At 31.2% G+C, this 12,357-nt stretch carries 13 protein-coding genes; all 13 read left to right on the plus strand.

Features of this window, described 5'->3' with window-relative positions:
• Window positions 1-232 precede the first annotated feature (232 nt).
• Window positions 233-517 carry a multiubiquitin domain-containing protein gene (locus QLS71_RS12300; protein ID WP_031444228.1) on the plus strand — a complete coding sequence of 95 codons (285 nt, stop codon included), beginning with the start codon at window positions 233-235 and terminating at the stop codon, window positions 515-517.
• The gene (locus tag QLS71_RS12305) at window positions 492-1,667 is read left to right on the plus strand and encodes a ThiF family adenylyltransferase (protein WP_308990896.1); all 1,176 of its coding nucleotides are present in this window, start codon (window positions 492-494) and stop codon (window positions 1,665-1,667) included. Before QLS71_RS12300 ends, QLS71_RS12305 begins: the two co-directional genes overlap by 26 nt.
• Window positions 1,648-2,013 carry a DUF6527 family protein gene (locus QLS71_RS12310; protein ID WP_308990895.1) on the plus strand — a complete coding sequence of 122 codons (366 nt, stop codon included), beginning with the start codon at window positions 1,648-1,650 and terminating at the stop codon, window positions 2,011-2,013. The genes QLS71_RS12305 and QLS71_RS12310 overlap by 20 nt, the downstream gene beginning before the upstream one ends.
• A gap of 981 nt (window positions 2,014-2,994) precedes the next feature.
• Window positions 2,995-3,294 carry a hypothetical protein gene (locus QLS71_RS12315; RefSeq protein WP_308990894.1) on the plus strand — a complete coding sequence of 100 codons (300 nt, stop codon included), beginning with the start codon at window positions 2,995-2,997 and terminating at the stop codon, window positions 3,292-3,294.
• A gap of 41 nt (window positions 3,295-3,335) precedes the next feature.
• Window positions 3,336-3,536 (plus strand): conjugative transposon protein TraM, encoded by a 201-nt coding sequence (traM, locus tag QLS71_RS12320; protein WP_308990893.1) that lies wholly within the window; start codon window positions 3,336-3,338, stop codon window positions 3,534-3,536.
• 481 nt (window positions 3,537-4,017) lie between these two features.
• Entirely contained in the window at window positions 4,018-4,542 is a 525-nt protein-coding gene (locus tag QLS71_RS12325) for a hypothetical protein (RefSeq protein ID WP_308990892.1), read from the plus strand.
• A gap of 38 nt (window positions 4,543-4,580) precedes the next feature.
• A complete protein-coding gene (locus QLS71_RS12330; RefSeq protein ID WP_308990891.1) occupies window positions 4,581-4,895 on the plus strand; it encodes an HPF/RaiA family ribosome-associated protein in 315 nt (104 codons plus the stop codon).
• Window positions 4,896-4,905: 10 nt separating this feature from the next.
• Complete coding sequence (locus QLS71_RS12335; RefSeq protein ID WP_308990890.1) at window positions 4,906-5,286, plus strand: hypothetical protein; 381 nt, start codon at window positions 4,906-4,908, stop codon at window positions 5,284-5,286.
• A gap of 80 nt (window positions 5,287-5,366) precedes the next feature.
• Complete coding sequence (locus QLS71_RS12340) at window positions 5,367-5,753, plus strand: DUF302 domain-containing protein (RefSeq protein ID WP_308990889.1); 387 nt, start codon at window positions 5,367-5,369, stop codon at window positions 5,751-5,753.
• Between the two features lie 514 nt (window positions 5,754-6,267).
• Window positions 6,268-7,650 carry an NAD-dependent succinate-semialdehyde dehydrogenase gene (locus QLS71_RS12345; RefSeq protein ID WP_308990888.1) on the plus strand — a complete coding sequence of 461 codons (1,383 nt, stop codon included), beginning with the start codon at window positions 6,268-6,270 and terminating at the stop codon, window positions 7,648-7,650.
• A gap of 363 nt (window positions 7,651-8,013) precedes the next feature.
• Entirely contained in the window at window positions 8,014-8,181 is a 168-nt protein-coding gene (locus QLS71_RS12350) for a hypothetical protein (protein ID WP_308990887.1), read from the plus strand.
• Window positions 8,182-8,296: 115 nt separating this feature from the next.
• Entirely contained in the window at window positions 8,297-10,153 is a 1,857-nt protein-coding gene (locus QLS71_RS12355) for a cytochrome c peroxidase (RefSeq protein WP_308990886.1), read from the plus strand.
• Between the two features lie 2 nt (window positions 10,154-10,155).
• Window positions 10,156-12,147 carry a cytochrome c peroxidase gene (locus tag QLS71_RS12360; RefSeq protein ID WP_308990885.1) on the plus strand — a complete coding sequence of 664 codons (1,992 nt, stop codon included), beginning with the start codon at window positions 10,156-10,158 and terminating at the stop codon, window positions 12,145-12,147.
• Window positions 12,148-12,357 lie beyond the last annotated feature (210 nt).

The following is a 12,357-nucleotide window of genomic DNA, read 5'->3' on the forward strand; positions in this document are numbered from 1 at the left end:
CCAATCTATTGCGACAACAATAAATTGGATTATGTAAATGGGATAAAAAGTTTTCGACGACTTTACAATAATAAGGCTTATCACCTTTATAGTTTCCCGTGTTTTGTTATACAATATTACTTCTTTTTAAAGACTTGTACAACTATTGATATAACATTTTTGTCTGAACAGTATTATTCTCAAACTGTTTTAAAGACTTGAGAACTATGAAATCCATTAAAAAAAGAAAAAAATGGAACATAAAAATGACAGTAGTAAAGACCATGGAAACGGACATAACAAAGTTTATGTTATAGTTGTTAATGGTAGAGAAAAAGAATGGAATAAAAAAGAAATTTCATTCAAAGAAGTAGTAATCTTAGCTTTTGGAAGTTATCAAGAAAATAACAGAACTTGTTATACGGTAACTTACACAAGAGGTAATAATCATAAACCACAAGGTTCTATGGTTGTTGGAGACACTATACGTATTAAGCATAAAATGATATTCAATGTCACAGCTACTGATAAATCATAGCCAAGATTTGAAGCGTCTAAGAGACGAAGGATATCAATTAGAAGTATGTGATGGACATTTATTTGTCCATCACATACCTTATGTTAACATTCATAAAGAAGTTAAATTTGGTGTTATAGTAAGTACTTTAAATTTAAGTGGTACAAAAACTGTAAAGCCAGAAACTCATGTGATTATGTTTAATGGAGAGCAGCCTTGTGACAAAAACGGTGTTATTATAAATGGAATACAGCATAGTTCTGTTAGTAAAAGGTTTAGTAATGGTATAATTACTTCATTGTCTTTTTCTAATAAACCACCTCAAGGATACCTAAATTATTATGAGAAAGTAAAAACTTATGCAACTATAATTTCATCACCTGCAAAAGCTTTAGATGAAAATATAACAGAAAGACCATTTAATCCCATAATTGAAAATGATGTTAATTCTGTATTTAAATATTATGACACGAATTCTAGTAGAGCTAATATTGAATTTATTAATGAAAAATTTATCAATCAAAAAGTAGCAATCATAGGATTAGGTGGTACAGGAGCGTACATTCTAGATTTAATAGCAAAAACTAAAGTAAAAGAAATACATATTTATGATGGAGATATCTTTCTAAATCATAATGCTTTTAGATCTCCTGGTGCAGCATCAATTGAAGTTTTAGAAAAAAAACCTAAAAAAGTGGATTATTATAAGGATGTCTATTCTAAAATGAGAAATAACATATTTGGGCACTCATATTATCTTATTGAAGATAATTTTAAAGAGCTAAATAGTATGGATTACGTTTTTATTTCTATCGATAATAATCTTATTAGATGGTCATTAGTCAGTTATCTGAATTCTTTAGAAATACCATTTATTGATGTTGGATTAGGAGTAAATTCAGTTGATGATTGTTTGATTGGCACTGTAAGGGTAACTACAGGAACTAAATATAAAAACGATCATTTTGAAAATAGAATTCCAGCAAGTAACAATCCAAATAACGAATATGAAACAAATATTCAAATTGCTGAATTAAATTCGTTAAATGCTGTTTTAGCAGTACTTAAATGGAAAAAATTATCTGGATTTTATCAAGATTTAGAAAATGAACATCACACAACTTATTCTATTAATAATTCACATTTACAGAATGAAGAAGTTATCGTATAAGTTTGTAAAGTTTATGCCTAATTTGATTGAAAATAATACGTTGTATATTTCAATTGAATATTGCACAGCCATACATAAATGCATGTGTGGTTGTGACAATGAGGTTGTAACTCCATTATCTCCAACTGATTGGAAGATAATATTTGATGGTAAATCAGTTTCTTTATCACCTTCAATTGGAAATTGGGGTTTTGATTGTAAATCTCATTATTGGATTAGAGAGAATAGGGTAGAATGGGCAAAAAAATGGTCTGATGAAGCAATTGAATTTAATAGAAATCAAGATAAACAATTAAAATCTGAGTTTTTTAATGAAAGTTATAATCTGATGACGAAGATGAAATAGTTAATCCCAAAACGAAAACATTCTGGACTTTTTTAAAATCATTATTTAATAGTATTATGTAAAATAGAATCTAGATGTTTAACTTAGCCTCATAAAATTTTGGTGAAAACAATAGGAGAAATGAGCGTGCATATTTTAGGGGTTTAGTTCTAAAGATTCTTAAGAGTTTTAGTTTTACACGGGATTTCAAAGCAATGTTAACCAGTTACAATGTTTCCTAAAATATAGCGAATGAGCCGTTAATTGTTTCCAAAATTATATGCAGCCTTGAATTTTTGTTTCAAGACACTATTTTAAAGAATTGATAATGAAACATTAAAAAAAAGATTAATTGAAGTTCTACATATAACAAGTGCATAGAATTATTTCTGTATTTTGTCATTCCGAGGAACGAGGAATCTCATAATTAGCTCGTATCATGAGATGTCTCTCTTTGATCGAAATGACAAATACCCCCTTAATATAGATACAAATTAATCTAATGAAATACAATGCTTCTGGAATATTTTACATAATGAAGCCACAATTAGCTTGACATAATTACTATCGATATAAGTCTAAAGCCATTACATCTGCAATTATGTCAAATAGCGCCCAAAAGCGCTATTACCCTAATTGTTATAAATGTACTATAATTGTTCTTATGTTTAATGATAGTCTATTACTAAAATATTTGTCCTGTATTTGTGCCTTTTTATTGAATTACCTATGAATAGAGATATAGTACTTTATGTATCCACAAGTAAAGTAAGAAAAGCGCAAATTTTAACCAAGATTACCAAATACATTAAATTAATTTAAAAATGACCCTATAACATATCAAAATCAGGAATTTCATTTCATAAATACCCTTCTCCCAATAAGCCCCAAATTATATTTAACTATTCAAGTATTTATCTCGTCGACAGTAATCGGATATCCATCGATAAAGTGTATTCATAGAGGAATGTTGATATTATTTTTGTGTAAAATTTATATCTAATGATAAAATATTCTCTTTTTGTATTTCTTCTTATTGGAAGTAAAATGTTTTCACAAGTTGGTATTGGTACAACAGCACCAAGAGCTGCTTTAGAAATATCAAATACCACTGGAGGTGGTGTTCTAATTCCAAAGTATGCCTTAACGGTTTCAAATGATACTGCAACGGTGATTAATCCTCAGGGTGGTTCCCTTGAAAAAGGAACGCTCATTTATAATACAGCAAATATCGTTGGGGCAAATTCTATTTCTGAAGGATTTTTCGATTCCAGTATTTGTAGATGGAACTCAAACGTTTAAAACCAATTATAGATTAAGAATGCGCTTTGTCTCAGGGTGCCGTGATAAATAATGTCAGAATTCCACGAAATACATTTATTTATGGCTTTGTTAGTTTTCGACCCAATCGCAGCATCATTGCGATTGAAAATATCAATCATTACCCAACAAACTTGAAGGCCAATTATCAAGACGGGAGTGAAGGCATTTATATAGAGAATAGTTTTCGGGCTGATGCCTATCATAATATACTGAATGTGTAAATTATGTAAATCTTCGCAGATGTTGTGTAATGCTTTTAGGTATTAAATGAGTCACCTTTATATCTTAATAATTAGTTACACATTATAAAACAAAAAGATGTCTAATTCAATTATTACTATTAAAATAAAACTGTTACATCTGGAAAATTTCAACCATAAAAGTTAATTACTCATCACTTTAAGTTAGATGAAGTTATACATGTTTATGAAGTGTATACTGCCAAAGAAAAAGCATTGAAAATAATCTTGACAAACTAAACACTGCGTCAGGAGTGAATAAAGAAGGTTTTTTCAACTCCACTGACATCAAAATCAGGTTATAATTTTGGAAAGACTAAAAGATTCTACATAGAAGTAATTGAACAAGAGTGGCAGTACTTCGTGCCAAGAACGGAATTTTTTCTCCTGAGTTTGCATTTCTAGCACTACCAAATATGAAACGTTATTAATAATTTAACTTAAAATCTAAAACATTCCCAATATGAAAACAAAAGCCGAATTAGAACAAGATATCATAAGTATTACCATAAAAATACACACAGAATTTCCTGAATTATCTAAATATATTGCTGAAATGCCTGAAAATGAGTCAGGAAGAGATACCGATAGGATGAGTAAAAAAAACTTTAAGGAATACTACAACTCCCTTTTGGAATTATTATTAGAATATTCGAAAACACATAGTGCTAATAATGCAAAGAATGGTACTGGTGAGTTAAATTCACTAGATAATCTACTCTATCCACCTTCAGAAGACATCTATAACAAAGGAAAAAAGGAAATTGACCTAGATCCAGAAAATCCTTCAAAAAGAAAAAGCCTAAATGAAATAAAAGCAACATCAAACGAAAAGGGTTTTGAAGATGATATGTCTGGTGATGATTTAGATGTTCCTGGATCAGAATTAGATGATCAACAAGAAAGTGTGGGTAGTGAAGATGAAGAAAATAACTATTACAGTTTGGGAGGAGATAGTCATAATGATCTAGATGAAGATAAGGGTTAAATGAAATTTGAAATACTTAAAAATAAAAAATATAAACGATGAAAATTCAATATAATACAGACAGAACAATTAATGGAGGAGAAAGATCTCAGGATTTTTTTTCTTCTCAAATAGCTGAGGAATTAAGTAGATATGAATCTCAAATTACAAGAATAGAGGTTCATCTGTCAGATGAGAATGGAAAAAAAGAAGGAAGAAACAAGATAGTTTGTTTATTGGAAGCTAGGCTTGAAGGCAGGAAACCAATTGTTGTTTCAAACCAGTCGGACACAATTGAACTAGCTGTGTCAGGAGCTATTGATAAATTAAAAGCTTCTTTAGAAACTATATTAGGACGTATCAAAAATTATTAAAACAAAAAAAATGGAAATAAATAAAAACTTAGGTATCTGGATGGATCATTCGGTGGCGAATTTAATAGATTCAAATATTAAAAAAAACAATCATACTATAACCTCAAAATTCACTTCTAAAACAAAGGAGGAAGCATTGAATAGAAGTGAAAAAGGGATGCATAATAAACGACAACAAATGAATGAAAGTTATTATAAGGAAATAGCAGACGAGATTTTGAAATACGATCATGTGTTATTATTTGGTCCTACAAATGCAAAAACAGAACTTCATAACTCTTTTAATAAGAATCTGAATTTTAAGGATATAAAAATTGATATTGAATCAACAGAGAATATAACAGAGAATGAACAGCTTGCTTTTGTAAGAAATCATTTTGAAAACCACTAAGAAACATTAGAGTTAGTTATCTAGAACTGCAATATCATATGAAAAATTAAATAAGTAATAATTTAAAAATAAACGAAACGATGAAATACTATTTCAATAAAACGTTAAACGGAAATTTTGACCAAATAATTGAAAAGGTTACGGAGGAGCTGAAAAAAGAAGGTTTTGGAATTTTAACAGAAATTGATGTAAAAGAAACGCTAAAAAATAAACTAGAAATAGACTTCAAGAGATATAAAATACTTGGAGCTTGCAATCCTGTTTATGCGCATAAGGCATTGCTAGCTGAGGATAAGATTGGAACCATGTTGCCGTGTAATGTGATTGTGCAGGAAATTTCAACGGGAATTTTTGAAGTAGCGGCTGTCAATCCAATGGCTTCCATGCAATCCGTTGAAAATGAAGATTTGGCTAAAATAGCCGAAGAGATTCAATCTAAGCTAAAATCAGTGATTGAAAATCTTTAATCTTTTTGAAGAAAATATACACTTATTAAAAACAGCAAATTAAACGGTGGAGCAATACAAAAAAATTGCCTGAGCTTAAAAGGAGCTGTAGCATTGGGTATCGGTGTAATAATCGGCGTGGGTATTTTTGTGTTATTAAGTTAGGTAGCCACCAAATCACACAAAACCGTGGAAGGTCAATTATTATTTCATTAATAATTTGCACTATAGTTTATTTCTTAGTTGCCATTGCCGTAAATGCGAGTTTATCAATCTCTGAAATTGTCAAAGTAAAGATTACTCTTTAGGGGAAACATCAAGACTTGCTTTTGGAAATTACGGTTTTATTTACTTTAGGAATAGCCATTGTAGCTCCGATTTCAAGAGTAGTAGCTAGCATTTTTGCTGTGCCTCGTATGAGCACAATATTTGGCTTAGCCATTCCTAGCCATGAAATTGAAGCATCTTTTTGAAAATGATTTCAAAATAGTATAGGAATATTTCTTTATACTAAATAATTAAAAACTTAATTAATATGTCCATTCAAACAGTTAATCCAAATACAAATAAAACAGTAAAGTCGTTTGAAGAAATGACGGAGAAGGCCGTTGACGCTAAGGTAGAGAAATCTCAAATAGCTTTTACTCATTGGAAAGAAACCAGCTATCAGCAAAGAGCTGATTTGCTACACAAAGTAGCTAGACTCATGCGAATTAAAAAATTGGAACTCGCAAAAACTATTACATTAGAAATGGGTAAACTCCTTGCCCAGGCAGAAGGAGAAATTGATTTGAGTGCCGATATCTTTGATTACTATGCAGATCATGCAGAAGCGTTTCTTGGTAGTAAAATACTCAATCCTGAACATGGAAGTGCCATTATTAAAAATAGTCCCATTGGAGTATTATTAGGTGTGATGCCATGGAATTTTCCTTACTATCAAGTAGCTCGGTTTGTTGCTCCCAATATAATGGTGGGGAATACTATTTTGCTTAAGCATGCCTCTATCGTACCTCAATGTGCTGCTGCAATCGAGGCACTATTCGAAGAGGCAAAAGCTCCCGAAGGATTGTATACTAATTTATTCATACCAGGCAAACGTGCATCTGCATTGGTTGCTGATAAAAGAATAAAAGGGGTGTCCTTAACGGGAAGTGAAGCAGCAGGTGCAAGTATTGCCATGGAAGCCGGAAAACATTTGAAGAAGGTGGTGCTGGAGCTAGGTGGTAATGATGTGTTTATTATACTTGAGGATGCCAATATGGAAAAAACAGTAGAGTGGGCAGTTGTTGGAAGGATGAATAACAACGGGCAATGTTGTGTAGCCTCCAAACGGTTTATTGCCGTGGAAGCTATTGCCGACGAGTTTATTAAAAAGTTTAAGGCTAAGTTATCAAAAATGAAAGTAGGTGATCCGATGGATCCCGCAACAGAATTAGGCCCTTTAAGTAGTGAAGCAGCAGCAGTTCATTTAGAAGATCAAGTGAAACGTTCTGTTAATCAGGGGGCAAAAGTATTGTTAGGAGGGAAGCGTTTAAATCGTGATGGTGCTTTTATGGAACCAACTATACTTAGCGACTTGAAACCTGGTATTGCTGCCTATCATGAAGAATTATTTGGACCAGTGGCATCCTTCTATGTGGTGAAAGATGAACAGGCAGCCATAGATTTGGCTAATGATTCTGATTTTGGATTAGGAGCCTCCATATTTACGGAAGACGTTGAACGAGGTAAAAAAATAGCGGATCAGATTGATACGGGAATGGTATTTATTAATCACCCTACCTGGACACAAGCCGATCTTCCTTTTGGTGGCACAAAACGCTCCGGTTTTGGTCGTGAACTATCAGAGTTAGGGATTAAAGAGTTTGTAAATAAAAAACTGATTCGTATTAGTGGGCTGAATGATCCGTTTTAATAGTGTAATTAATAAAAACCAAACGATGAGGCTGTCTGAAAAGTGTATTTTATTTACTTTGTCAGGTTGAGCTTGTCGAAACCGATATTGATTATCAAGAAGTTTAAATATTTCGACAAGCTCAACATGACCCAGAATAACACTTTTCAAAAAGCCTTATATTTAAAAATACCCAACAAGATAAGGTAATTCTTTTTCACGTATAACCTGATTTTCATTTGAGTTGCTATAATTATGTATTGAGTTAATAGGATATTAGCTAATGTCCTTTCCTTCATAAGGGTGGTTATGGGAGTAATAGCAATTAATAAAAATTAAATTACACTTTATTATAGATCAGAGTTCACAATAGGAAAACAAACATTGGCGTATGTAAGTTCTGAAAAAAATATTAGAGACGCATCTAAAAATGAAAGTAATGGAACACAGTGGGCGGAAATAGCACATGGAATTAATATTTCTATTAATGAATTAATTAAAACTGAATATTCTGACTACCTAAAGGTTTACGGTTATGAAAAAATAGATTGAATTTTATGTGTTTTCATAAGCAAGTACAGCGTTTTTAATATAAACATTTCTTAACCTAGGGTTGACTACAAATTGATATAGCCTTAATAGGTTTGCTGACTTATAAAATAAGTAAATGTTTAAGTCAATATCTTTTTTTAAAGTTTATCTTGTTGTGAGTAGTGCATTTTTATTAGAGTTATTTATATCATTCGATTTTAAGAATAAAGAGGATTTACAAGATGCTTTTATTCAGAATGAATTATTGAAAACCTATAAAGTTTTTTCCGAAATGGATGCTATTGCAGAAATGTATCAAGAAGGAGAAGTAACCATTGAAAATTTAAAACTGTCTGTTACTAAGTCGAGGTTACAGTTTAAAAGAATTGAGTTCTATTTAGCCTATTATTATCCTGAATATGTTAAGAAGCACATTAATGGAGCACCCTTGTTGCGTGTAGAATTTGAAAATGCAACATCGGTTTTAGAGCCAGAAGGTTTGCAGGTTATAGATGAGCTTGTATATTCAGATGATTCTTTAGAGCAAGGTAATTTGATTTATGGTCTTACTAAGCGATTAAAAAGTAAGTATTTGACCTTATACGATCGTCTTTACGCTGACCCCATACAAAAAGACAATTCCATAGATGTCATGCGTTTGCAACTGATAAGAATCTTTACTTTAGGTCTAACAGGTTTTGATACACCAGGATCTTTAAATGCTATAGAAGAAGCAAAAGTTTCTTTAGAGGCTATGCAGTCTTATTTTAAGAGTTTGTATTCAAATCAGCCAGCTGATGAAAACTATAAAGGTTGTCTAACACTTTTTAGTACATCCATTACGTTTTTAAATGATAATAATAATTTTGAAAGTTTTGGTAGACTACACTTTCTAAAAAACTATTTAGATCCTTTATATAAGGAGTTGAAATATTTTCAAACTAAAAATTTAGATAAAAATTTAGAATATATAAGCGCATGGAATAGAGATAGCGAATCAATTTTTGATGCTAACTTTTTAAATCCTTATAGTTATACCGAACTAACAAAAAGTGAAGATAACAAAGCTTTAAAAAATCTTGGGGAAAAGCTTTTTTACGATAAGCGTATTAGTAGTCAAAATAATATGAGTTGCGCGAGTTGTCATCAACCCGAAAAAGGATTTGCTGATGGACTTTCGAAATCAATGAGTAGTATTCAAGGACAAACCGTGTTAAGAAATTCTCCAACATTATTAAATGCGGTTTATGCAGATCGCTATTTTTATGATTTAAGAGCATTTTCTTTAGAACAACAAGCGGAGCACGTTATATTTAATCCTTCAGAATTTAATACTGGGTATAATTCAATTTTAGAAAAGTTGAAAACTGAAGATAATGGTTATCAAAAAGATTTTGAACATATTTTTGGAAAAAAAGGAATTACACGCCAAAATCTTTCTAAAGCTTTATCGTCGTATGTATTGTCATTAAGTTCTTTTAATAGTGAATTTGATAAATATGCAAGAGGTGAAACCGAAAACATATCAGAAGAAGTTAAGCAAGGTTTTAATTTATTCATGGGGAAAGCCAATTGTGCAACCTGTCATTTTGCGCCAACATTCTCAGGTCTTGTACCTCCATTTTATAATGAAAATGAAAGCGAAATTCTGGGTGTTTTAAATACAGAAAATCAACCTGAAAAAGGAGTAGATGCGGATAGAGGTAGAATCCTAAATGGTATCAATAAGGAGGAAGTCTGGATTTATGAAAAATCCTTTAAAACAACGACAGTAAGAAATACATTGTATACCGCTCCGTATTTTCATAATGGTGCGTATAGTTCTTTAGAAGCCGTTGTAGAATTTTACAATCAAGGCGGAGGTGCTGGTCTGGGTTTAGAAGTTGTGAATCAAACATTACCAGCTGAACCTTTACTCTTAACCGAAAAAGAAAAAGCAAATTTAATCTTGTTTATGAAGGCATTGAGTGATAATCCTGCATTAAAGAAATAAGCATGAAATTTTTAGTGAAAATTTTCAAAAAACCGCTACATTTCTTAATGATATTAGGCCTTTTTGGTTTTGGCTTTATAAATCAAGACAATAATACCTATATTTCTAATGATTATAATGACTATTATAAAATTTTTATAGAATCAGAATTAAAGAAATTAGAGCAACAAATAGATATTCTTAATACGGTTGTGATAGATTTAGAGTCGTCTCAGAATTCTATAAAAGAAGTTCAAGAGCAATGCCTGAATACCAGAAAAGCCTTTAAGCGAATAGAAGGTGTTTTAACTTATTATTTTCCAGAACACATAAATGCTTACATTAACGGTGCACCTTTAGATCATGTGTCACCGTTGTCTACTAGTGCCGATTTTGAAAACGGAAACTACTATCTGGGTTCTATAGAGAATTATAAAAATTCTTTGCCTTTAGATATGTTAGAAGCAGGTCATTATAGTGGTGAAGAATTTAGCATATTAGCTCCTGTTGGTTTACAACGCATAGACGAATTGCTGTTTTCTGAAGAAGCGTTTAATTCTAAGTCCGAATTATTAAAGTTAACGGCAAAACTTAAGGTGTCTTTTGAAATACTACAAAAGACATTAATATTAAGGAAGTATTATTTTAATTTTGAAATTATTGAATTATCCAGATTAGATTTAATTAGAATATTAAGTAGAGGGATAACAGGTTTTGATACACCAGGTTCTTTAAATGGAATAGAAGAAGCTTCTGCATCTTTATATGGTTTAGAAGAAATTTTAAAACCATTAATCCATGCGAGTTCTATTCATAAGGTGTCTTTAGAAAAAACATTTAAAGACACACAAAAGTTTCTTAAAAGACATCAGGATTTTGATACACTTGATAGATTGGTTTTTATAAAATCATATTTAAATCCACTTTATAAAGAACTATTGCTTCTGCAACAAGAATTAGAGATACCAACGTCAGCAGAAAAGTATAACGAGACACCATCTTGGAATGCATTAAGTGATAATATTTTTGCTGATGATTTTTTGAATCCTTATTATTACAGCCAATTAAAAAAGAAAGAAGATAGTCCAGAATTAAGACAATTAGGAGAACGATTATTCTTTGATAAAAACTTAAGTAAAAATAATACAATAAGTTGTGCTACTTGTCATGATCCAAATCGCGCATATTCAGACGGCGAAAAAACGTCTAAATCAATCGTAGTTGGAACAAGGTTGAGTAGAAACTCGCCAACATTAATAAATTCGGTTTTTTCAGATCGATATTTTTACGATTTAAGAGCTTTTGATTTAGAAGATCAAGCTGAACATGTTATCGATAATCACTTAGAGTTTAATACCAGTATTATAGAGGTTGTAAAAAAACTAAATATCGACAAGGCCTATCAAAATCAATTTAAGGATATTTATAATTCAGAGTCCATAAATAGGTATCAATTTTCATCTGCTTTAGCATCTTACATTATCTCCTTAAGATCTTTCAATAGTGATTTTGATAAATACATACGTGGAGAAAGTACTATACTTAGCAGTAGCGCAAAAAGAGGCTTTAATTTATTTATGGGAAAAGCGAATTGCGCCACTTGCCATTTTGCACCAACTTTTAGTGGATTAGTCCCTCCATTGTTTCAAGAAAATGAAAGCGAAGTTTTAGGAGTTTTGCAAAGTCCAGGTTCTTATACCGTCGATTCCGATTCTGGACGTATAAAAAATGGTTTAAGTAAAGATAATCAGCATATTTTCAATAAATCCTTTAAAACAACTACAGTTCGTAATGCAGCATTAACTGCTCCATACTTTCATAACGGCGCCTATACTACTTTAGAGGAAGTTTTAGAATTTTATAATTTAGGTGGTGCACAAGGTGTAGGTTTAACTTATGAGGTGCCAAATCAGACGTTAGGGTCAGCCCCTTTAAATTTAGCCGAAGAAGAAATACAAGATATTATAGCTTTTATCACGTCTTTGAATGATATTCCTAAAGGCAGTTCTAACTAAATATTTTATTGTAAACTTATTGTGAAGAAAATTCAGGTTGCCTTAACCTAGTCTTTACGTGTTGCTAATTACAACATTATATAACGTTTTGTTTGTTAGTTCTTTAAAATAATAATTGGCTTCATTTTTCTTCATGCAAACCCCCTTATACACTATACCAAAATTTGTTTATTAAGTAACCGTTAAGTAATCAGTTAAGCTTAACAATCA

The organism is Mariniflexile litorale (assembly GCF_031128465.2).
Classification (GTDB): domain Bacteria; phylum Bacteroidota; class Bacteroidia; order Flavobacteriales; family Flavobacteriaceae; genus Mariniflexile; species Mariniflexile litorale.

What these genes read in the sequence shown, in the direction of transcription:
- QLS71_RS12300 (WP_031444228.1), top strand. Translation starts at nt 233, where the DNA reads ATGGAACATAAAAATGACAGTAGTAAAGACCATGGAAACGGACATAAC.
- QLS71_RS12305 (WP_308990896.1), top strand. Translation starts at nt 492, where the DNA reads ATGTCACAGCTACTGATAAATCATAGCCAAGATTTGAAGCGTCTAAGA.
- QLS71_RS12310 (WP_308990895.1), top strand. Translation starts at nt 1,648, where the DNA reads ATGAAGAAGTTATCGTATAAGTTTGTAAAGTTTATGCCTAATTTGATT.
- QLS71_RS12315 (WP_308990894.1), top strand. Translation starts at nt 2,995, where the DNA reads ATGATAAAATATTCTCTTTTTGTATTTCTTCTTATTGGAAGTAAAATG.
- QLS71_RS12325 (WP_308990892.1), top strand. Translation starts at nt 4,018, where the DNA reads ATGAAAACAAAAGCCGAATTAGAACAAGATATCATAAGTATTACCATA.
- QLS71_RS12330 (WP_308990891.1), top strand. Translation starts at nt 4,581, where the DNA reads ATGAAAATTCAATATAATACAGACAGAACAATTAATGGAGGAGAAAGA.
- QLS71_RS12335 (WP_308990890.1), top strand. Translation starts at nt 4,906, where the DNA reads ATGGAAATAAATAAAAACTTAGGTATCTGGATGGATCATTCGGTGGCG.
- QLS71_RS12340 (WP_308990889.1), top strand. Translation starts at nt 5,367, where the DNA reads ATGAAATACTATTTCAATAAAACGTTAAACGGAAATTTTGACCAAATA.
- QLS71_RS12345 (WP_308990888.1), top strand. Translation starts at nt 6,268, where the DNA reads ATGTCCATTCAAACAGTTAATCCAAATACAAATAAAACAGTAAAGTCG.
- QLS71_RS12355 (WP_308990886.1), top strand. Translation starts at nt 8,297, where the DNA reads ATGTTTAAGTCAATATCTTTTTTTAAAGTTTATCTTGTTGTGAGTAGT.
- QLS71_RS12360 (WP_308990885.1), top strand. Translation starts at nt 10,156, where the DNA reads ATGAAATTTTTAGTGAAAATTTTCAAAAAACCGCTACATTTCTTAATG.